This is a genomic window from Mesorhizobium sp. WSM4850, assembly GCF_055811735.1.
In genome coordinates this window covers 98,991-120,101 of sequence record NZ_JBVVPV010000016.1, presented here as the reverse complement: position 1 = coordinate 120,101, position 21,111 = coordinate 98,991, and the positions used below count along the sequence as shown (strand labels likewise).

Below are 21,111 nucleotides of genomic sequence, written 5' to 3'. Positions count from 1 at the left end.
CGCAGAGGGCGCAGCTGCCGTCTACGCCTGTAGGCTGAGCGGATCGCTAATCAGTTAGAACATGTCGATTGATGACTGAATCGGATTTGGTGACGTCTGCGTCGGTTTGACTCATCAGGTTGCGATTCTATTCGGTCGCTTTGTGGGTTACCGATCGGGCATGATCGACCGACGCGGAATCGAGCAGCGGTGGAGGCGGACCGCTCGGAGCGGACGAGCGTGGCCGCCGGGTATTCGCTGCGAGTGAGGCTCGTGCTGCGGGTTGTGGGCTTGCGGTGGTGTCTGAGATCACCGGTCTGGCCCGTTCGACGATCGGGCGTGGCATCAAAGACCTCGATGTTGCGACGGCGCGCGGGCAGGTGCGTCGACAGGGCGTTTGTCTATGCGATCGAATGGAGTGGCAGAGAACTCTGGTCTGGAGCTTCCTAGATTGCTCGAAGCTCCGCCGTGCTGGGTTCAATTTGTGATTATTTTGACCAGGACTAACCTCCCACGCTCTCTTGATGTCCTTCGAGGCACGCCGAGATCGCCCGCAGCTGGAATTCCAGTGCGGGACCCTCCGCCGGGAACCGGCCGTCCAGCGCGGAGGTGCCGACGGTAAATCCCGCTGCGCCACTGTTGCGAATGGAGTTGATCTGATCCGGCCGGTCCACCGATCCCGCGACGATAACGGGCTTGGGCACGGCCCGGCACACAGCGTCGATCAGAGACGGCACATTGCCTGCCGAACGGTAGGCGAGAAGGTCGAGACCGGCGACACCGTGATGGCTGGCGAGCGCGACGGCGCTGTTGACGATCTCGGCCTGAGATCCTTCCAAAATGCTCGGGTGCCCGACGATGCGACCCGGAAACGGATAGTAGCGGATGGGCGTCCCTTCCAGCAGCGGCAGCACGTCTTCGGCATGGGTGCCACCGAGAAGAAAGTCGACGCCGAGGTCGATCGCCGCCTTGACCGAGCGGATCTCGCTGTCGCGGTCGAGCGATACAACTTCGAGATAAGTGTTGGCTCCGCCCTCGCGGATCTGGCGGGCGAGGGCGGCAAGCGCGTCGAGCGGCAGGCCGATGTCCTTGAATCCGATGTGGCGGATTCCGGCTCCGAGCGCCGTTTCGGCGTGGACGGCGGCGTCGGTCACCGTGCGGTCGTTGCGTGTCAGCATGAAGATGAAGTCGAATTGGGTCATGGGATGACGGCTTTCTGGTTAGGGGAGGGAGGCCTTCAGCCTAAGGGCGTAGTCGAAGGCGGTCTCCAGGCTGGAGGGGTCGGCAACGCCGGACCCCGCGATGTCGAAGGCGGTGCCGTGATCGGGGCTGGTGCGCACGAATGGCAGGCCCAGCGTGACGTTCACGCCATGGTCGAGGCCCATATATTTGACCGGGATGAGACCCTGGTCGTGATACTGGGCGACCACGATGTCGAACCGGCCCTTGCGGGCCTGCATGAACACGGTGTCGCCTGGCCATGGGCCGGAGGCGTCGATACCTTCGGCACGGGCCGCCTCGATCGCCGGCCGGATGATGCGGATTTCCTCGTCTCCGAAGAGACCGCCTTCGCCGGCATGCGGATTGAGGCCGGCGACGGCGACGCGCGGATGGGAGATGCCGAGCGCCTTCGCACCGGCGTCGGCCAACCGGATGGCATCCATCTGCGCCGCGAAATCGCCTTTGCGGATCGCCTCGGACAGCGAACAATGGATGGTGACGAGGACCGTGCGAATGTCCTCGTTCGCCAGCATCATGGCGACCTTGGGAGCCCCGCCATGATCGGCCAGGATTTCGGTGTGGCCGGGATAGTGCAAACCGGCTGCTGCGAGGGCCTCCTTGTGAATCGGCGCCGTTACGATGCCGCCCACCCAACCGTCCCGCGCCAGTCCGATCGCGACAACGATGGCGTCGAACGCCGCGCGTCCACTGACGGCCGAAACCTGCCTGACCGATGGCAGGGCGGAAAGCTGCGAGGAGCAAAGCACGTTGAGGGTTCCGTCATCGAGCACGGTCTCATCGACGGAGGCGATCGGCCGGATCCGCACATCAGAATTGAGTGCGCAAAGGGCGTGGGTCATCACCAGCGGATCACCGACGACGATCCAGTGTCGCTTGTCCGGTCGACGGAGATACATTTTTGCGATGATCTCGGGGCCGATGCCGGAGGGATCACCCATGGTCACGGCGAGAGGAGCGTCATGGGCGGTCATCGATCAGAGCCTTTCGTGAAAGCGGTTTGCCAGCAGGTCGCGGGCGGCATCAAGGAGTGCAGAGGGTGAGCCGAAGCCTCCCGCCTTCATGGCGATGGTGAGCGGCTCTCCATCCGCCCGTTCGGCGCGGCCAACCGGAAAGCCGGGCTCCAACTCGCGGGTGAGAAGGAACCCGTTGATGCCGAGGCGGTCGAGGATCGCGGCCATCGTCTCGCCGCCGGTGGCGATCACCGCGTCATAGTCGCGCCGGGCGACCGCTGCGGCTGCTTGTCCGGCGAGGTTCGTCATCACGGCGCTGGCATTCTCCTGCCGTTGCAGCGGTGCCCGAAGACAAATCACACGGGCGTCGCCGGGTGCGTCGGCCAGGTCGCTGACGACGGGAACGCCTCGTACACGCAAGGTCTCGCATTGGACGCGCGTCACCGGATTGGTGCTTCCTGCGACGATCACCACCTGCCCGGCGGCTTTGCCCGTTACCGGGCGTTCGTCCGGCACGGCAGGGACCAGCGATGCCAGCGCGATGGCGAGACCAGGGGAGCCCACCCAAAGGACAGTCTCGGGATCAGGAATGTCGGCGACCTGCCGGTTCAGTATGTTCTGGCTGTCGGCGTCGAGGATCAGAATGGACCCTTTCGTCGCCGCATCGCCGGAACTGTTTGCTGCGAGAATGATCGGTATCCCCAGGGACGGGTCGACCAGATCGGCAATGTGCGATGTGCCTGCGGGATGGACTGGGTCACGGCCGTAGACGCTCTGACTCACGGGAATGCCGTTCACCGTCTGGATCCCGCCGACGGTGAGCCGCCCCGCTTCGGGAAAGGCTGGAGCGATGACAAGCCTGCTCCGGCCGCTGGCGCGAAAGGCGGCGGCGACTTCCACGCGGATATGGCCGCGCAGGGTCGAATCGATCGTTTTGAACAGAAGGCGGGCATGCGAGAGGGCCGACACGGCGTCGGCGATAGCCCTTGTCGCCTGCCAGATGTCGGAGGCGCGGCTGTTGGTATCGATAGAAGTGATAGCTCCATTCTCCGCGCCGTCGACCTGTCGCTTGATCACAGGTGCATAGCCTCTCGCGAGAAAGGCCGCCGCGCCGTCGGTAGCACTGGTCAGATCGTCGGCGACTATCCCGACGAGGAGAGATGTGGTCTGCTTCATGTTGGTGAGAATAGCAGAACGGTGAGAACCGAATATCGATATGATCTGACGATTTATGGTGATATGAAATCACCAATGAAACGATCTGACCTACCTTCACTCGACGATCTGCGTGCCTTCCAAACAGTGGCGCGTCTGGGGTCTGTGCGTGCTGCGGCGGCCGAACTCGCTCTGACGCATGGTGCAGTCAGCCGTCGCGTCTCCAAACTCTCCGCCGATCTTGGCTTGCGCTTGCTCGAAGCGGACGGGCGCGGGGTGCGTCTGACCTCCGATGGTGCGAAGCTGGCGGAGGCGACCGGCAAGGCGTTCCATTTAATCACTGATGCCTTGGCAGAGATCAGATCCAGCTCGACGCCCATTCCGATCATCTTGTCCTGCGAGCGCTCGCTGGCGATGCGCTGGCTGATCCCGCGCCTGTCTGGGTTTCAGGATCGATACCCGGATGTCGAGGTGCATCTGTCGACCGGCGGCGGAGGGCTCGACTTCGCGCGTGACCGGGTGACGCTTGCGATCCGCCGTCTCGATTTTCCGGTGGACCCGGAATGGACCATCATCAGGCTGATGCCCGAGCGCGTCGGTCCGGTCATGCTGCCATCCCTGCGCAAGCGGTTCGAGAGTGGCGACTATGTGGCGCTCGGATCACGGACGCGACCGGATGCCTGGGAAGCGTGGCTCGACGTGCACATGGATGCGCCGCGTCCTCGAACGACCCGATTGCTGGATCATCATTTCCTGATGACAGAAGCGGCCCTGGGTGGTCTTGGCGTTGCTCTTGCCCCCCAGGCGATTGCAACGGATGACGTCGCGAATGGGCGATTGGAAGCACCACTCGGCTTTGATCGCGACGGGACGGACTACGGCCTGATCCATCCGAAGTCGATCATTGTTTCAACCGGCCTCTCCGCATTGCGCGATTGGCTGACCGCAGAGTCCGAGACATCGTTCAAGCGGCAGGTGCTTGAGAACAGCTAAACTAAGAAAATAAGGTCGCCTTTGCGCCCGTATCGGCTCAGGCGGGGCGAAAGAGACAGCGCTGCGAAAGGGCGTGCTGGTTTGGCTGTCGACCGGAGGGCCTTGTGCTGAATGACCATGCATTGCCGCACATTCTGCCGGACGCCTGCGATTATGCTCGGCTGATAGGGCAGATTGACAGGAACCAAGGACATGGATCGCTTCCGGCCGAAATACGTGACGTTTGATTGCCACGGCACGCTCATCAATTTCCAAATGGCGGAAGCCGCCAGGGACCTGTTCGGTCATCTTCTGGATGGGCCGCGCATGGACGAATTCATCAGAAACTTCCAGGGCTACCGCCTCGACGAGGTGCTGCAGGACTGGAAGCCTTATGCAGATGTCGTTCACAACGCACTGGAACGCACCTGCCGCCGCAACAGCGTCGCATTCCGTGCCGAAGACGCCGAAACGATCTACAACCGCATCCCGACTTGGGGGCCGCATCCGGACGTTCCCGAGGGATTGGCCAAGCTGGCCAAGGAAATTCCGTTGGTCACCCTGACGAACTCCATGGTGGCCCAGATTCCGTCGAACGTGGCAAAGCTCGGTGCGCCCTTTCATGCCGTCTTGACCGCTGAAGAGGCGGGTGCCTACAAGCCGCACTTCAAGGCGTTCGAATACATGTTCGACATGCTGGGCTGCGGCCCGGAGGATATCACGCATGTGTCCTCGTCTTTCCGCCACGACCTGATGTCCGCCTATGATCTGGGGATCAAGAGCAAGGTCTGGGTCAATCGCGGCCATGAGCCGGCCAACCCCTACTACGAGTATACGGAAATCCGTGACGTGACGCAGCTACCGGGCGTTTTCGGACTCTGAGGGCGAGGATAGGCCGGAGACCCGCAGAGCACTGCGCCCATTTTGCGAGGGCGGCCAGCGGCGCCGTCTGAAATACCGCGAGAAATAGACCTGCGGGGCGTCATCGCTGGAGCGCTCCATCTGTCGAAGCATAAAGAACAACCGTCTCAACAGGCGAGGATCTTTCGAATTGGGTGCTTATGGTGATCTGGTCCCCGATGAAGAAGCTGGTCAGCTCAAGGGCTCTATGACGGCAGGATGCGACCATCTGCCTTACGCGGCAGCTTCAACCGAAGCCTATTTTCGCGCTGCCGCTGCAATGGCGATGCGGCCGGGCGCCTCCGAACCAGACATGTCGGCGGCACTGCTGAAGCGCCACTACGGATTGACGGGATCGACCGTGACATTGTCCTCCGAGATCGAGCGCACCGTTGACGTCAACCTGCCGGACGGCCGCCGGTTGATCCTGAAGACGTCGGCAACAGCGGAGGCGGTCGACAGCTTTCGTTTTCAAACCGCCGCCATGGCCGGATTGCAAGGGGCTACCGGCTTCGTTGCACCCGAAGTGCTCCGCACGACCAGCGGCGCATTGATGTTTGAGCAAGAGGGGACATGCGGGTACTTGCAGACCCGGATCGAGGGCATTCCGCTGCACCAGGCGACGCCAACTCCAGACCTGCTTTTTCGAACCGGCAGTGCTCTCGCCCGGCTGGACCTGGCTCTTGAGCTGGTCAGCGTGCCTGCGGCTCACCGTCCTGTTCTTTGGCATGTCGGTTGCTGGTCGAGGTTAATGGAACTGGAGCAATACCTGCCATCCGGGAGCGTTGCCGATAGCGTACGCGTCGCGATGGCGGAGTATGCGGAATTCGTTGAGCCACAAATCTCTGACGTGGCGTGGCAGGTGACTCATAATGATCCCAGCCCGTTCAACATGATGGTAACAGGCCAGGGGATGGGTTTCATCGATTTCGGCGATGGCTGCTGGAGCCCCAGGATCCAGGACCTGGCGATCGCAGCAAGTCACGTCGTAGGGGATTCGACACTTCCTTTGGGTGGAGCCGAGCATCTTGTTGCCGGCTATGCCTCTGTCATTGCACTTTCGGCACTGGAAGCAAAATTGCTCGTCGGACTGATGCGGGCGCGACAAAGCGCGTTGATCCTGGTCAACTACTGGCGGTCCCACCTTTTTCCGGCCGATGCCCAATACATCAAAAAGAATGTCTCGCGTGCCGAGCACGGACTTTCCATCCTGGCGCCTCTTGGTGTCGCATCGGGCGAGGCAGCCGTCCTGGCGGCAATGTCGTCGTTTCAGCCGTAACGCATCTCGGTTCGCTCGACCGGCACGGTAGCCAAAAGACGAACCGCGAATTGATCAAGGTACTCTTTCAGATAGGCAGCAGCACATGTCCACAGATCTCATGCCTAATCGCTACAGGCCCGGCGAATCCGATCTTCCGAGGCGCGAGTCCGAGCTCATTGCTCGCCGTGACGAAGTACTTGGGGCCTCCTATCGGCTTCAGTACCGCCGGCCCGTGCACTTCGTTCGCGGCGAAGGCATGTGGCTCTACGACCCTGACGGGCGTGCCTATCTTGATTTCTACAACAACGTGCCGTCGCTCGGCCATTGCCACCCAGAAGTAAACGCCGCAATGGCTGAACAGGCGGGCCGGATAAGCGCCAACACGCGCTATCTCGAGCCAAAACTTATCGACTATGCCGAGCGACTGGTCGACACTTTCCCAAGCGAGCTCGACCGGGTGGTTTTTACCTGCACGGGGAGTGAATCCAACGATCTGGCCCTGCGTATCGCGCGATTTGCGAGCGGCAATGAAGGCGTGATCGTCTCGACCTACGCCTATCACGGCACCAGCGCGGCTGTCGCCGCGGTTTCCCCGAACCTGGGCGACGCAGTCAAGCTCAGCCCATTCGTGCGCATGGTCTCCCTGCCGGGGCCGGAGGGTATGCCGGAAGCCCAGGCTGCGGACTTTTTCGAGGCGCAAGTACGCGCGGCCATCGTAGATCTGAACTGTCGTGGCATCGGCGTTGCGGCCCTGCTCATCGACAGTATTTTTTCCAGCGATGGCGTATGGGTCGATCCCCCCGGCTTCATCGCCGGTGGAGTTGCGGCGGTGCGGGAGGCAGGTGGTCTCGTCATCGCCGACGAAGTTCAGCCGGGTTTTGGGCGAACCGGCGCTCATATGTGGGGCTTTGAACGGCACGGGATCGTTCCCGATCTCGCTACCCTCGGCAAGCCGATGGGCAACGGATTTCCAATTGGCGCGGTCGTTGGTCGCAAAGCACCGATGGAGCAATTTGGCGCAACCGCTCGCTACTCCAACACGTTCGCCGGAAATACGGTTGGCATAGCGACCGCCGACGCCGTGCTGGCGATCCTGCAGCGCGACCAGATCCCCCAGAAAGCGCTTGCCATGAGCCAGCGCCTCCGAGCCGGGCTGGAGAAAATCGCACAGCAGCCATATGGAGTTCGCGCTATCCGAAACGCCGGTCTGTTCTTTGGCATCGACATCGGGCCTGAGGGTGCCCCGGTGGCAAGCCGGCGGGCAATGGCGCTGGATGTCGTGAACGCACTGCGCGACGACGGCGTCCTTGTCAGCACGACAGGGGCCAACGAGGATTCCCTCAAAGTGCGCCCGCCGCTCGTTTGCCAGGCCGAGCATGTCGACCTCTTCCTTGCAGCCATGGAGCGGGCGCTCATCAAGGTCGCAGGCTAGACCGCATGCCTGCGACCAGGTGGCCAGGTCCTGGTTCAATTCGTGCCGAGATGGCGGTTCCGGTCGGCCGCTTTGGGGCCTGTCGGCTGGATCAGGCAAGCATATCCTTCAGCCGATAATAGGTGCCCACCATTGGCAGGAACCACGGCTTGCCGGTATGCAGCGGGACGGCATTCCAGTCCATGCCGCCGATTGGATTGGTATCCGTGCGGCCCATTGCAATGTCCGCCAGGACATTTCCGATCAGCGTCGAGAGCTGCGCGCCATGTCCTGAATAGCCCATGCCGTAGATCAGGCCATCGGCGGTGCCGGCGCGCGGATAGCGGTCTTGCGTGCAGCCGACGAGACCGCCCCAGCAATAGTCGATTTCGACATCGTCCAGTTGCGGGAACACATCGAGCATCTGCTTGCGCAAAAGCTCGCCGGAACGCGCGTCTGTCTTCTGGTTAGAGGCAGCCGAGAACTTCGCGCGCCCGCCGAACAAGAGTCGGTTGTCCGGGGTGAGCCGGAAGTAATTGGCGATGTGCGGCTGGTCGCAAATCCACCTGTCGGCTCGGCCATGTCTGCCGCGGAGTCAGCAACCTTGGTCCGTTGCCCGGTCGGCGGCGTTCGTCCCTATGCCAGATGCAAGCGATCTCGACTTTCGTGCCCGGCCAGATTGATCGTTCTTGTAGAAATTCGTTCGGCCAAGGCGCGGTCATGCGTGACGAGAAGAATCCCAAGCCCGGTTTCGCGCACCGTCTGGATCAGAAAATCGATCACCTCCTTCTGGCTGACCGGGTCGAGGCGGGATGTAGCCTCGTCGGCAATCAGGAAGACCGGATCGAGAAGCAGGGCGCGCACGATCGCGAAGCGCTGCAGCTCGCCTCCCGAAATCTGGCTCGGCAAGCGGTCGAGCAGATTCTGGTGGAGACGAAGGCGAGTGAGCAGTTTCTCCACGTCGCACCACTGCAGCCGGTGCAGTTTCGCAAGATCCGACAAGCCCCTCCGTATTGTCTGGTGTGGCGGGAAGGCTGCCGGCGGATCTTGGTAGAGCTTCTGAAATCGCAGCGGCGACAGGTTTTTGCGCCGCTCAACGCTTCCCGTGTCCGGCTCAACCAACCCGAGGAGGATGTTGCCGACCGTCGTCTTGCCGCAACCGCTGGGACCTGTGACGGCGACGATCTCGCCCGCCCGCACTTCGACGTCGAAATCCCTGAACAGGGCATGATCGCCGAACGCTTTGGCGAGGCCGCGCCCCGCAAGCACGACGTCGCCGATCAGCGAGGTGATCCCGGAAGCGCTTCTCAAAAGCTTCCGTCGCTGTTAAGCGTGCTTTTGGATATCATATGGGAACCTCTTATCAGATGGGCCAATGGGGTATTGGACCGACTGAGAAAAAGCGTGACGAAATGAACGACTTAGGCAGGAAGTTTGCCATCGCACCTATGATGGACTGGACGGACCGGCATTGCCGGTTCCTGCATCGCCAGTTGACGCGGCGGGCATTGCTCTACACCGAGATGGTCGTCGCCGACGCGGTCATCCACGGCGAGCGCGAGCGCTTGCTGGGCTTCGATGGTACGGAACATCCGGTGGCGTTGCAACTCGGCGGCTCCGATCCGCAGAAGCTTGCCGAGGCGGCCCGCATCGGCGAAGCCTTCGGCTATGACGAGATCAACCTCAATGTCGGCTGCCCGTCCGACCGCGTCCAGTCGGGTACGTTCGGCGCCTGCCTGATGAAAGCACCGGACCTGGTCGCCGATTGCGTCGCGGCGATGAAGGCTTCTGTCGGCATTCCGGTTACCGTCAAATGCCGCATCGGCGTCGACGAGCAGGATCCTGAGCCGGCGCTCGATACGCTGGCGGACGGGGTTTTCGCGGCCGGCGCCGACGCGCTGTGGGTGCATGCCCGCAAGGCGTGGCTGGAAGGGCTGAGCCCGAAGGAAAACCGCGACATCCCGCCGCTCGACTACAACAGAGTGTATCGGCTGAAGGCAAAAAATCCAAACAAATTCATCGGTATAAACGGCGGCATTCAATCCCTTGAAGAGGCACTTGACCACATTGATCATGTCGACGGCGCCATGCTCGGCCGCGCCGCCTATCACACGCCGGGCATTCTGGCAGGCGTCGATGCGGCGTTTTACGGCGCCGAACCCAAAACGTTCGATTTTGCCGCGCTGATCGATGCCATGGCGGATTATGCGGCACGCCATATCGAGCGGGGCGGGCGGCTTGGCCATGTCACCCGTCACATGGTCGGCCTGTTCCACGGCCTGCCCGGTGCGCGCCGCTACCGGCAGATCCTTTCGACCGATGCGACAAGGCCCGGCGCCGGACCCGATGTGCTGAAGGCGGCCTTCGCCGCAGTCGATTTTAGCGGGACGGACGCCGAAGCAGCCTGACTGTCCAATCGCGCAAGATCATGTGGAGGGCATCGCGTTAAAGGTCCGCCAAACAACGCTAAGCGAGAACAAATGATGATTCTGTTGGGCGTTCGTTTCGAAAGGCTGCCCAGGGTCGCTTGCAATCAACTGTAGCGGCCACCTGAACGGGCAGGTAGCACCAGAAACGGACTTTAGCGAAAGCGATTCCAGGGCAGCTTTGGAAGAGCGGACATTCGACATCCTCATATCAATTCATCAGCTTCGGCTCCGGGAATCCCCATGTGCGATCTAAAATTGGCGTGGGCGGGTGATAGAGGCGAACCCAGTAACTCCAGCCAGGTGTAATCGAAATACAGTTGGCAATCTTTCCGTCGCAGCCAACGAACTGGATATCGACCGATCCATCCGCTCCGGGCGAGGCCCAAGTCGGCGCGGGAGCAAGCGAGAGGACGCGAGTCCGACCGGGCGCTGTCGAGGTTCCTCGTTAGCTCGGGAATGCCTGTTGTGCTATCGTCCTAAAGTCTCTCGGGCCGCCGAGGGTCTCGCATGATCTTCCCGTTCGAGGGAGAGAGCATCTGTGACGGAATTTGAAACGAAACTGACGTTGGCCGCCAAGCTTGCCGCGAAAGGCAGGGTTTCGCGTCGCGACTTTGTTCAGCTGGCGCTCGCCGCCGGCCTTGCCGCCACGGCCGCCAATGCGATGTTCGTCCAGGCGGTGCACGCCGAGCCCAAGAAGGGCGGCACCTTGAAGATCGGCATCGGCGATGCCGCCGCCACCGATACACTGGAACCGGGTAGTACCAACGTCAACCCGTTCACCGGCACCGCGCTATTCGGAACCTTGTCGAACGGCCTGACCGAAATCGATTCCAAGGGCAATGTGGTCCCCGACCTCGCCGAGAGCTTTGAGCCGTCAGACGGCGCCAAGAAGTGGGTGTTCAAACTGAGGAAAGGAGCCACCTTTCACAATGGCAAGACGGTTACCGCCGACGATGTCGTGGCCTCTGTCAGGCATCACAGCATCGAGGGCACGAAATCGGTAATGAAATCGCTCTTGGCTTCGGTCAAGAATGTCGTCGCCGACGGTGCCGAGACGGTGGTGTTCGAACTCGACGGCGGCAATGCCGACTTCCCCTACATCATGTCGGACATCCCGGTCATGCCGGCGAAAGAGGGCGGCGTCGACTGGGAGTCGGGCATCCGCACCGGCCCCTACATGCTCGAGAAATTCGAGCCCGGCGTCATCGCCACCTTCAACAAGAACCCGAGCTACTTCAAATCCGACAAGGGCTGGTTCGACCGTGTCGAATGCCTGGCGATCAACGATGTGAAGGCGCGCACCAACGCGCTCAACACCGGCGAGGTCCACTACATGGATCGCTGCGATCTGAAGACGCTCGACATCCTGAGGCAGAACCCCGATCTCGTGATCTCGGAGACGACGGGCTACGGCCACTACGTTTATGTCATGAACGTCCAGAAGGCGCCCTTCGACAATCCCGATGTGCGCAATGCGATCAAGTACTCGCTCAATCGCGACGAGATCGTGCGGAAGGTGTTTCTCGGCCACGGCGCCGTCGGCAACGACAATCCGGTCGCACCGACCGTCAAGTTCGCGATCGATCCGCAGCCGAAGCATGTCTACGACCCCGATATAGTCAAGAGCCTTCTCAAGAAGGCGGGGGCCGAGAACACCCAGTTCGACCTGTCGGTCGCGGATGCCGGGTTCACGGGTGCGACCGACTCGGCTCTCCTGTGGCAGGAGCATGCCCGGGCGGCCGGGCTCAACCTGAATGTGATCAGGGAGCCCAATGAAGGCTACTGGGACAATGTCTGGTTCAAGAAGCCGTTCTACGCCTCTTACTGGGCCGGCCGGCCGACGTGCGACTGGATGTTCACCATCGCCTATGCGGCGGAAGCGGTGTGGAACGAAACGTCTTGGAAAAATCCGCGCTTTAATGAGCTGCTCGTCGCCGCCCGCTCGGAGACCGACGATACCAAGCGTGCCGGCATGTATGCCGAAATGCAGCAATTGCTGCATGACGACGGCGGGCTCATTAATGTCGTCTTCAACTCCTATGTCGATGCCCACACCAAGGCTCTCGCCCATGGCGAGGTGGCGTCGAACTGGCCGATGGACGGGCTTAAGATCGCCGAACGCTGGTGGTTCGCCTAGGCCGTCTACTCATAAACTGGGATGGCGGACTGGACGCGTCTAATGTCTCCTTGCCCCCACCAGCGGCTCCCGAGCGGACATCGCAGCAGGTCCGCGTTGGACCACAAGCGGAAATCCCGGGCGCGCGTCCAGGGTCGATCAATTGCCTCTGATTTTGGACAGTGCGTCCTTTGCGTGAATGCCAATTAGAGCTTCATTCTGGAGTGCCACGAGCGCAGGTATCGCAGCTCGTGCCGGAGGCCCGATCTTTCCCAGCGCCTCGATGGCATCCCGGCGGAGATATTCAACCTTAAGCGCTTCAACCAGAGCCGGAACGGCTTGTGCTGCCGCTGGTCCAAACCAGCCCAGTCGCTCTGCCGCATATTGCTGGGAAAAGGGATTGCCGGTCTCAAGCTCTGTTTCCAGGCTCGTAACGGTGATGGCCAGCGGCAGCGCAGCGATACGGAGACCATCATACAGGCGCTCCCGCACGCCTGCGTGTTCATAATCCCATTGGAACGAGAAGATATAGGTGTCGGGAAGATTTTCGAGCCCTTTCTGGTCTGCACCCGGTCGGAACTTCAGGAGCATTTGCCTGGCTTCTTCCCGGCGCCCGAGCTGCGCCAGCACGGAACTGAGTGGTAGAAAGAGCGCAGTTGCGTCTGGGTTTCGCCTGACGCCGTCTCCGAACACCTCAGCCGCTTGTTTCAGATCGCCCATTGCAAAAAGCGCCAATCCACGAGCGAGAACGTAGTGGCTTGGATAGGTCGGGTTGAGCCGCATGGCGGTCGCGACGAAATTCAGCGCCTCGGCAGGTTCGCCTGAGATCGTCAGCGCCCAAGCCATTGCGATGTGTGCTTCGGGGTCGTTGGGATCCAATGCAATCGCTCGACCGGCATTCCTGCGTGCATCTTTGGCCAGACCTTGATAAACGTTCCGCAATGCCTCGACCGTATAAGACAGTGACGTTGGATATTTCTTGGCCAGCTCTACGTAATCGTGAGCTCCCCACCAGAAATATGGTTCGTTCCTACCGAGTTCTTTACCCCAGAGTGAGTCAACGACGCGGAAGTAGGCCAGCGCCAGGGCGGCATAAGCTCGCCCATATTCGGGATCAAGTTCGGTTGCTTTTTTCAAGGAAGTGATGGCGGCAGCTGTGTCCTTTGCGTTGTAACGGAGATAAAGGCTCCAACCCTCTTCGAAAGCTTCCTTGGCTGCGATATTGTCCGGCTTGGCGCGGGCAATTTCCGTTTTTTCGGTGGTGGTGAGATTGACCTTCAACGCTTCGACGATCTTTGCGACAAAAATGTCCTGGACCGCAAAAATATCGGCGACGTTTCCATCGAACCTGTCCGCCCACACATGCCCGCCGGTGAGGGCATCGATGAGCTGGGCGTTGACTCGCACCTGCTCGCCGGCTCGCCGTACGCTTCCCTCGAGAACGTAACGCACGCCAAGTTCTTCGGCGACCTGGCTGATTTTTACCGGCTTGCCGCGGTAAATGAATGTCGAGTTTCGCGCGATCACGAAGAGGCCGGAAAGCTTGGAAAGGTCGGTGATCAAGTCATCGGTCATGCCGTCGGCGAAGTGCTCCTGGCCCGCGTCGCTCGAGATGTTGGTGAATGGCAATACAGCGATCGATGGCTTGTCCGGTAGCGGGAGCGCCATTCTTTCCCTGGAGGCCACCTCGACCGGCGGTCCTGAACCGTCGCCGACGACCTTCCAAAGTGCTACACCTCCGGCGATCAGGATCAGCGCCGTCGCCGCGACCGCCGGCCGGCGCCATTCGATATAGCGCTTGCGTTTTGCTGGAACTGTTCCGGATGCGGCGCGTTCCCGCGGGCCTATCCGATACAGACGAATAGGTTTTTCGATGTTCTTGAGCTTTTGTTCACCCAAGAATTCGAACTCAAAATCCAGCTTTCTCTCGACCTGATCGAATGCCGATCCTGAAATAAGGACGCCCCCGGGTTCCGCCAATCCTTCCAGTCTCGCTGCGACATTCACGCCGTCGCCATAGATATCCTGCCCTTCGACAATCACATCGCCAAGGTTTACGCCAATGCGGAATTCGAGTTGTTTTTCCTTCGGCAGTTCGGCGTTGCACTCCGCCATAGTCCGCTGGATTTCGACGGCGCAGCCGACCGCGTCGACCACGCTGGAGAATTCTATCAGCGCGCCGTCGCCCATGAGCTTCACGATGCGCCCCTTATGAGCGGCGATCTTCGGATCGATCAGGTTCTCGCGGGTACTCTTCAGGCGCGCGAGGGTATCCGCCTCATCGGCTTCCATAAGGCGGCTGTAGCCAACGATGTCAGCGGCAAGTATCGCCGCAAGCCTGCGCTCCATGGTAGTTTCCGGCGCTGGGCAACTGTACCATGATAAAAGAGTATCGCTTCGGAGCCTAGTCCTGCTCTCGTCGGCTTTGGGTCACGATTTGCCCTTGAAGTTCCCAGATCACGTGCCGCCGAGTGGCACGCCGACCTACAATGCCACCAAGGCGGCGATCCATTCCTATACGGTGTCGTTGCGCGAGCAACTCAGGGGCAAGGTCGAAGTGATCGAGCTTGCGCCGCCAGCGGTTCGCACTGAACTCACGCCCGGCCAGTCGAGGCGCGACGACTACATGCCGCTCGATGCGTTTGTCGACGAAGCGATGGCGTTGTTCAGCCGGGAGCCGACGCCGAAGGAGATCCTGGTGGAGTGCGTGGGCTTCCTGCGCTGGGCGGAGCGGGACGGCCGGTTTGATCAAGCGGTCGAGATGCTTAACGCTCACTGAGCGGCGCAGTGGCCTGACTGTTCAATCGCGCAAGATCATGCGGTCGCCGCGCACGTCGAATCCGGACAATGAGCCGATGAAGTTCATGCCGAGCAGGCTCTGGCCGAGCATGCCGGGCGCGGCGATCATGACCGGCATGTCCTTGCGCACGATCCCGCCGATCGCCAATTCGTCGGTTCTCACGACGGCGGCGCGCGCCATGCCGTTGGCGGTCGAAACCGGGATGGTGAAATTGAGAGCGGCTGGATTGAAGCCGGCCGCTTGCGCGTCCTGCGCGGTCAGCACGGTGCTGGTTGCGCCGGTATCGACCACGGCCCGGACCGGCGTGCCGTTGACCATGATTCGTGCTTCGAAATGGCCATTGCCGGCCTTGTCCAGGGTCACCGTGGCGTGGCCGTCCTCAAGGCCCAACGCCAGCGGACTGCCGGGAACAAGGCCGGCCGTTACCCGGCTGGCGAAATCCTGCAATTCATAACGATACTGGTAGCCGGCGATCAGTGCGAGCACGATGACGGCCCAGGCACCCATGCTGCGGGCCATCGTGCCCAAGGGTCTGCCTGATCTGAGTAAGCCGGCGGCGATGAGTGCAACCAGTGCGGCAAGCCAGATCAGCCGGCTGAAATCGTAATTCTCGACGCCGAATGTGCTGCCGGCGGGATCATTGAGCATGAGCAGGACAACGCCTACCCCGATCAGGATCATCAAAACCCAGAAAACCCGGTTCATATGTGGCTCACGAGAGAGCGTCGCGTTCGCGCGCGAGGCGGGTGCGGCGGGTTTCGCGGCGCGGTCTGCGTTCAACCGTTTCCAGCCGGGCCGGCAGCTCGGCCATCACGCTGCGGCGGATTTCAGGGGTCATCTCGATCCAGGCGCCGATTTCCTCGCGCGTACGGCCGCAGCCGAAGCAGAAGCCGGTTTTCATATCGATCGAACAGACCAGGACGCATGGGGATTCGATGGCCGTCATGTTTATCTCTCAGGATTCCCAAGGAATCCCTTGTCTCGCTTCCACATGGTGTAACGGCAAGGCCAATGCAAGACCTCCGGAATGCGCCGCCGGCAGCCGCGTTCGCGTCAATGCAGGCAGTTGTGCCGGCCGAGCAAGGCGGCTATGCCGCTCACCAACTCCGGGAACGATCATCGACGACATGACCAGCGCGCTGCCCTTCGACGATTTTCGCAATCTTCTGGCGACCCTGCCGCAGGCCGACGCGGCAGCCGAAGCCCGCGTCCGTGCGCTGTTCGCCACGGCCGACAAACCCAAGGGTTCGCTCGGCCGCATCGAGGACATCGCGGCCTGGCTGGCCGCCTGGAGCGGCCGCGCGCCGCCGGCAGTGAACCGGCCTCTGGTGGCGATCTTCGCCGGCAATCACGGCGTCGCTCGTCACGGCATTTCGCCACGGCCCGTCGCTGCCACGGCGAACGCCGTCGAGCTTTGCGCGGCCGGCGGTGCGGCGATCAACCAGATCTGCATCGCCAATAATCTCGGGCTGAAAGTGTTCGATCTTGCGCTGCACATTCCAACCGCCGACATCACCGAGGAGGCGGCACTTGACGAACGCGGCTGTGCCGCCACCATGGCCTTCGGCATGGAGGCGATCGCCGGCGGCGCCGATCTGCTTTGCCTTGGCGACCTCGGCGTCGGCAATTCCACCGTCGCCGCGGCCTTGCTTGCCGCACTGTTCGGCGGCAGTGGCGCAGATTGGGTCGGATCCGGATCGGGCGCCGATGCATCGATGCGGGTGCGCAAGGCGGAAGTGGTCGATGCCGCGCTAGCCTTCCACGGCACAGGTCTCAGGGACCCGCTGGAAGCGTTGCGCCGGGTTGGCGGCCGTGAGTTCGCAGCGATTGCCGGCGCCATCCTCGCCGCCCGGACGCAGAAGATCCCCGTCCTGCTCGATGGGTTGGTGGCGACAGCCGCTGCGGCGGCGCTGCATGCCGCAGACGCCACTGCGCTCGATCATTGCCTGCTTGCCAGCCTGTCGCCAGAGCCTGCGCATGCTCGGGCCGCCGAGCGGCTCGGCTTGCGCCCGCTGCTTGATCTCGGCGTCAGCCACGGCGAGGGGGCAGGGGCGGCACTTGCGGCCGGCCTGGTCAAAGCCGCTGCGCTCACCGCCTCGGGCATGGCAGCGGCGCTGCATTAAAGCGCGTCGCGTTCGACCCGCCTCATGCGACGCGCCTCAGGTTGTTGTTTTGCGGCGACATGCATTAAGCGTCTATCGCCGGCGCGCAGCAACGGCCCTGGTCGGCAGCGCCGGCAATTCCTCCATCACCCGGCTCAACGGAAAGATGGCGATCGCCTCGGTGCCTTCGCGCAGTTTGGAATGGAGTTCGAACTCGCCGCCATGCATGGCGAGCAGGCTTTGGACGATCGGCAGGCCAAGCCCGGTGCCTTGCTCGGCGCTCTTGATGGCGATGGAGCCCTGGCCGAAGGCGGACAGCACGACCGGAATCTCGTCTTCCGGAATGCCGGGCCCATTGTCTTTGACGGAGAGGTATTGGCCGCCGCCCGCCGTCCAGCCGACGCGCACGCGGATCTCGCCGCCAGTTCCGGTGAACTTGATGGCGTTCGACAAAAGATTGAGCGCGATCTGGCGCACCGCGCGTTCGTCAGCGAACAGGCGCGGCAAGGCGTTTTCGAAATCCTGGACGATGCGGATGTCCTTGTTGCGCGCCTTCAGCTCCATCATGTGACAGCAATCCTCGACGACGGAAAGCAGCATCATCGGCTCTTCGTTGAGCTGGTAGCGGCCCGCTTCGATGCGCGACAGGTCGAGGATTTCGTTGATCAGGTCGAGCAGGTGCTGGCCAGAGTCATGGACGTCGCGAGCATAGTCGCGATAGGTCGGATTGCTCATCGGTCCGAGCACTTCGTTCGCCATCACCTCGGAGAAACCGAGAATGGCGTTGAGCGGCGTCCGCAACTCATGACTCATCGAGGCCAAAAACCGCGACTTTGCCAGGTTGGCGTCCTCCGCCCGTCGGCGCGCTTCGTCCGACATCGATTTCGCCGTGTCCAATTCGGCAATCAGCGCGTCCTTTTCGGAGCGGAACGAGAGCAGCATCAAGGACGAGCGATTGAGGCGGCGCGCCACATAGGCGAAGAAGGGCAGCGAGACAATCAGCAACCCGGCCATGATCAACTCGACCGGCATCCACTGCCTGGCGCCGGCATAGGCATAGGCGGCCACCGGAACGGCGAAAGTCGCCAGCAACGCGTCGCGCAACGATGACGCCGTGATCGCCGTCGCCGCCATGGCAAGCAGCAGCACCACCGCCTTGATCAACTGGAACCGGTCGACCTGGCAGGTGTCGCAACCGAGCCAGGCAAACCAGGCCCAGCCCAGGCCGCAAAGGAAATGGCCTATCAGGAAATCACGGTGCGTTTGCAGCGGGTTGAGTTCGGCAGCTTCCGTTCGGTCGACGCGCCTCGCCATGAACACGACGATGGCGTAGCAGATGAGTATAAGAAGCGCCCAGACGCCAATTGCCTTGCCGACGCCAGCAAACAGACCGGTCGCGGCGGTCGCCAGGACGAGAAGCGGAACTATGATCGCGCCGCCTATCATCGCACGGGCGTGCAGTTTCAACAGCTCGCGGTCGAAATCAGGATTTCCGGCCTGCTGCGAAAGACGGTCGCGCGTCTTGCGCACCGCGCGCGCCACATCGCTGTTGCGATGGGGTTTCCGGCGGTCCACAATAAACTTGTCCGCTGTGGTCGAACGTTGCGAGGGCATGGAGACTTCAATTTATGCGGGCAGCGGTTTCAAATTGTTAAGCTACGTTCGAATGATTAACCAACGGTTTGCCATATGAGCCGTTCGTGGTCGCGGCGGCCGGGACTGCGATACGTCCCGCCGCAGCCGCGAAGCCTTTGGCGCCGGCTGGTGGACTATGCACTGGCCGTGCTTGTCCTCGGTCTGCTGATCCTTCTGGCGGCGCGCCTTGATCGGATCGAGACGCGCAAGGCTGAGGGTGCCGCCGTCGTCAATGACGGCGATACGATCACGCTCGGTACCGAGCGCATCCGCATGCGCGGCATTGATGCGCCAGAATATTCGCAGATCTGCCGCAAGGACGGCGCCGGCTATCCCTGCGGCAAGCTAGCGCGGCAGTCGCTAGTACGTCTGATAGCAGGCAAACCCGTCTCCTGCACCGGCTGGCAGCGCGACCGATACCGCCGGCTGCTCGGCGATTGCAACGCCGGCGGCAGGGATCTCAACCGCGCCCAGGTCGAGGCCGGCTGGGCAGTTGCCTATGGCGATTTTGAAACCGAGGAGGCCGCTGCCCGATCAGGCAAGGCTGGCATCTGGGCCGGCACTTTCGACGAGCCGCACGATTGGCGCGAGAGCCGCAATCACGAAGTGGTCGAAAGAAAGCACGGTCGCTTGGCTTCGATCGGCGATGGCTTACGAGAAATTTTTCGCTTCTGGTGATGGTCAATCCTATAGTGTTGCAACAGAGCGACGTGCGTCCAGTCGGACGCACAAGCCATGCGCTGAGATTTTTGAATCTTCGCGTCGTGCTTTCCGGCAATCGATTCCGGTTGTCGGGCCGAGGCGAAAGGAGGATGGGATGAAACTCTTTGACGGCGGCCGGGCGCCCAATCCACGGCGGGTTCGCGTCTTCCTCGCCGAAAAGCGGCTTGAGGTTCCGCTGGTGCCCGTCGACATGGGCGCGCTGGAGCACAGAGAACAGCCGGTCAGTTCGCGCAACCCGTTGCAGCGCCTGCCGGTGCTCGAACTCGACGACGGCACCGTCATCACCGAATCCGTCGCCATCTGCCGCTATTTCGAGGAACTGCACCCGGAACCGGCGTTGTTCGGCCGCGGCGCGCTCGGCAAAGCGCTGGTCGAGATGTGGCAGAGACGGATGGAGCTCAACTTGCTTAATTGCGTCAGCGCCGCGTTCCGACACGTCCATCCGGCGATGAAGGAATGGGAGATCCCGCAAATTCCCGAATGGGGAGAGGCCAACAAGCCGAAAGCCGTTGCATTCCTGAAACTCCTCGACGACGAGCTGGCGAACCGCGAATTCGTTGCCGGCGACGCCTATTCGATCGCCGACATCACCGGGCTGATTGCCATCGACTTCATGAAGCCGGCGCGCATCAAGGTGCCGGAAGACTGTGTCAACGTGCTGCGCTGGCATCAGGCGATCTCCAGCCGGCCGAGCGCCGCCGCCTGAGGATGAGCCCCAGGCATGATCGAGACCTGGAAAACTTCGCGGCGAGGGTACGCGCCTGCCGAATCTGCGTCGAAAACCCGGTCGGCCAGCCGCTGCCGCATGAGCCGCGCCCTGTGCTCAGGCCGTCGTCGAGCGCCCGCATCCTGATTGCCAGCCAGGCACCGGGCACCAAGGTGCATATGTCAGGCATGCCGTTCACCGACGCTTCCGGCGATCGGTTGCGGGACTGGCTGGGGGTCAGCAGCGAAGAATTCTACGACACGACAAAATTCGCCATCGTGCCGATGGGCTTTTGCTTTCCCGGCCAGGATGCCAAGGGCGGCGACCTGCCGCCGCGCCGCGAATGTGCAGCGGCCTGGCGTGCGCCGCTGATGGCGCTGATGCCGCGCATCGACCTGGTGCTGACGATCGGCCTCTATGCGCAATCCTGGCACATGGGCGCTGCGCGCCGGCCCTCGCTGACGGAGACGGTGATGGATTGGCGCACCATCTGGGATGCGCCCAGCACCCCGAAAGTGCTGCCGCTACCGCATCCATCGTGGCGCAACACCGGCTGGCTGAAGCGCAATTCGTGGTTTGAAATGGATTTGCTGCCGTTTCTGAGATCGGAAATCCGCTATCGCCTCGGCTGACGCGTAAGCAAGAAATCACTCGCTTTTGCGCCATCTGACAGAATTTCTTTCTTGTGAATGGCCCAAATAAGAAGGACTATAGCCAATCTATTCCTGAT

19 protein-coding genes and 2 pseudogenes are annotated in these 21,111 nt (G+C 61.8%); 12 read left to right on the top strand and 9 right to left on the bottom strand.

Annotation, left to right across the window (positions count from 1 at the left end; genetic code table 11):
- Positions 1-160: 160 nt before the first annotated feature.
- Positions 161-374, top strand: a pseudogene (locus AC0L2Z_RS17560) (ISAzo13 family transposase); the annotation flags it as partial.
- A 108-nt stretch (positions 375-482) separates the two neighbouring features.
- Here AC0L2Z_RS17560 and AC0L2Z_RS17555 read toward each other — a convergent pair.
- Genes AC0L2Z_RS17555 through AC0L2Z_RS17545 form a run of 3 tightly spaced genes read right to left on the bottom strand, consistent with a single transcriptional unit; the run spans position 483 to position 3,347 of the window.
- Complete coding sequence (locus AC0L2Z_RS17555) at positions 483-1,181, bottom strand: beta/alpha barrel domain-containing protein (RefSeq protein WP_128172501.1); 699 nt, start codon at positions 1,179-1,181, stop codon at positions 483-485.
- Between the two features lie 18 nt (positions 1,182-1,199).
- Positions 1,200-2,192, bottom strand: coding sequence for a 4-hydroxythreonine-4-phosphate dehydrogenase PdxA (gene pdxA, locus AC0L2Z_RS17550; protein WP_473628878.1), 993 nt, complete (start codon positions 2,190-2,192; stop codon positions 1,200-1,202).
- Between the two features lie 3 nt (positions 2,193-2,195).
- Positions 2,196-3,347, bottom strand: a complete 1,152-nt coding sequence (locus AC0L2Z_RS17545) for a four-carbon acid sugar kinase family protein (RefSeq protein ID WP_287260387.1) — start codon at positions 3,345-3,347, stop codon at positions 2,196-2,198.
- 21 nt (positions 3,348-3,368) lie between these two features.
- On the opposite strand from AC0L2Z_RS17545, the gene AC0L2Z_RS17540 reads away from it, so the two are divergent.
- From AC0L2Z_RS17540 to AC0L2Z_RS17525, 4 genes are all read left to right on the top strand, one after another.
- Entirely contained in the window at positions 3,369-4,319 is a 951-nt protein-coding gene (locus AC0L2Z_RS17540) for a LysR family transcriptional regulator (RefSeq protein WP_287241971.1), read from the top strand.
- A 192-nt stretch (positions 4,320-4,511) separates the two neighbouring features.
- The gene (locus AC0L2Z_RS17535; protein ID WP_128245007.1) at positions 4,512-5,180 is read left to right on the top strand and encodes a haloacid dehalogenase type II; all 669 of its coding nucleotides are present in this window, start codon (positions 4,512-4,514) and stop codon (positions 5,178-5,180) included.
- A gap of 169 nt (positions 5,181-5,349) precedes the next feature.
- Positions 5,350-6,477, top strand: coding sequence for a phosphotransferase enzyme family protein (locus AC0L2Z_RS17530; RefSeq protein ID WP_473628877.1), 1,128 nt, complete (start codon positions 5,350-5,352; stop codon positions 6,475-6,477).
- 85 nt (positions 6,478-6,562) lie between these two features.
- Positions 6,563-7,891 (top strand): aspartate aminotransferase family protein, encoded by a 1,329-nt coding sequence (locus tag AC0L2Z_RS17525; protein WP_473628876.1) that lies wholly within the window; start codon positions 6,563-6,565, stop codon positions 7,889-7,891.
- 91 nt (positions 7,892-7,982) lie between these two features.
- Here the strand turns inward: AC0L2Z_RS17525 and AC0L2Z_RS17520 are convergent, their stop codons facing one another.
- On the bottom strand, positions 7,983-8,432 hold the full coding sequence (locus AC0L2Z_RS17520) for an NAD(P)/FAD-dependent oxidoreductase (protein WP_473628884.1): 450 nt from the start codon (positions 8,430-8,432) through the stop codon (positions 7,983-7,985).
- 74 nt (positions 8,433-8,506) lie between these two features.
- The gene (locus tag AC0L2Z_RS17515; RefSeq protein ID WP_473628875.1) at positions 8,507-9,139 is read right to left on the bottom strand and encodes an ABC transporter ATP-binding protein; all 633 of its coding nucleotides are present in this window, start codon (positions 9,137-9,139) and stop codon (positions 8,507-8,509) included.
- Positions 9,140-9,282: 143 nt separating this feature from the next.
- Here AC0L2Z_RS17515 and dusA point away from each other — a divergent pair, with 143 nt between their 5' ends.
- Entirely contained in the window at positions 9,283-10,278 is a 996-nt protein-coding gene (gene dusA / locus AC0L2Z_RS17510; protein ID WP_473628874.1) for a tRNA dihydrouridine(20/20a) synthase DusA, read from the top strand.
- Between the two features lie 559 nt (positions 10,279-10,837).
- Positions 10,838-12,436, top strand: a complete 1,599-nt coding sequence (locus AC0L2Z_RS17505) for an ABC transporter substrate-binding protein (RefSeq protein ID WP_473628873.1) — start codon at positions 10,838-10,840, stop codon at positions 12,434-12,436.
- 138 nt (positions 12,437-12,574) lie between these two features.
- Here the strand turns inward: AC0L2Z_RS17505 and AC0L2Z_RS17500 are convergent, their stop codons facing one another.
- Positions 12,575-14,764 carry an adenylate/guanylate cyclase domain-containing protein gene (locus AC0L2Z_RS17500; protein ID WP_473628872.1) on the bottom strand — a complete coding sequence of 730 codons (2,190 nt, stop codon included), beginning with the start codon at positions 14,762-14,764 and terminating at the stop codon, positions 12,575-12,577.
- Between the two features lie 112 nt (positions 14,765-14,876).
- Here AC0L2Z_RS17500 and AC0L2Z_RS17495 point away from each other — a divergent pair.
- A pseudogene (locus AC0L2Z_RS17495) lies at positions 14,877-15,194 on the top strand (SDR family NAD(P)-dependent oxidoreductase); the annotation flags it as partial.
- A 21-nt stretch (positions 15,195-15,215) separates the two neighbouring features.
- Here the strand turns inward: AC0L2Z_RS17495 and AC0L2Z_RS17490 are convergent.
- Positions 15,216-15,920, bottom strand: coding sequence for a TIGR02281 family clan AA aspartic protease (locus AC0L2Z_RS17490; RefSeq protein ID WP_473628871.1), 705 nt, complete (start codon positions 15,918-15,920; stop codon positions 15,216-15,218).
- 7 nt (positions 15,921-15,927) lie between these two features.
- Positions 15,928-16,161, bottom strand: coding sequence for a DUF1289 domain-containing protein (locus tag AC0L2Z_RS17485; protein WP_027151770.1), 234 nt, complete (start codon positions 16,159-16,161; stop codon positions 15,928-15,930).
- 181 nt (positions 16,162-16,342) lie between these two features.
- Here AC0L2Z_RS17485 and AC0L2Z_RS17480 point away from each other — a divergent pair, with 181 nt between their 5' ends.
- Positions 16,343-17,338: a nicotinate-nucleotide--dimethylbenzimidazole phosphoribosyltransferase gene (locus AC0L2Z_RS17480; protein WP_473628870.1), complete on the top strand. Its 996-nt coding sequence runs from the start codon at positions 16,343-16,345 to the stop codon at positions 17,336-17,338.
- A gap of 72 nt (positions 17,339-17,410) precedes the next feature.
- Here the strand turns inward: AC0L2Z_RS17480 and AC0L2Z_RS17475 are convergent, their stop codons facing one another.
- Positions 17,411-18,931 carry an ATP-binding protein gene (locus AC0L2Z_RS17475; RefSeq protein WP_473628869.1) on the bottom strand — a complete coding sequence of 507 codons (1,521 nt, stop codon included), beginning with the start codon at positions 18,929-18,931 and terminating at the stop codon, positions 17,411-17,413.
- Between the two features lie 75 nt (positions 18,932-19,006).
- Between AC0L2Z_RS17475 and AC0L2Z_RS17470 the strand changes: the two genes are divergently transcribed.
- From AC0L2Z_RS17470 to AC0L2Z_RS17460, 3 genes are all read left to right on the top strand, one after another.
- Positions 19,007-19,630: a thermonuclease family protein gene (locus AC0L2Z_RS17470; RefSeq protein WP_473628868.1), complete on the top strand. Its 624-nt coding sequence runs from the start codon at positions 19,007-19,009 to the stop codon at positions 19,628-19,630.
- Positions 19,631-19,769: 139 nt separating this feature from the next.
- Entirely contained in the window at positions 19,770-20,381 is a 612-nt protein-coding gene (locus tag AC0L2Z_RS17465) for a glutathione S-transferase (RefSeq protein WP_473628867.1), read from the top strand.
- Positions 20,321-21,013: a uracil-DNA glycosylase family protein gene (locus AC0L2Z_RS17460; RefSeq protein WP_473628883.1), complete on the top strand. Its 693-nt coding sequence runs from the start codon at positions 20,321-20,323 to the stop codon at positions 21,011-21,013. Before AC0L2Z_RS17465 ends, AC0L2Z_RS17460 begins: the two co-directional genes overlap by 61 nt.
- Positions 21,014-21,111 lie beyond the last annotated feature (98 nt).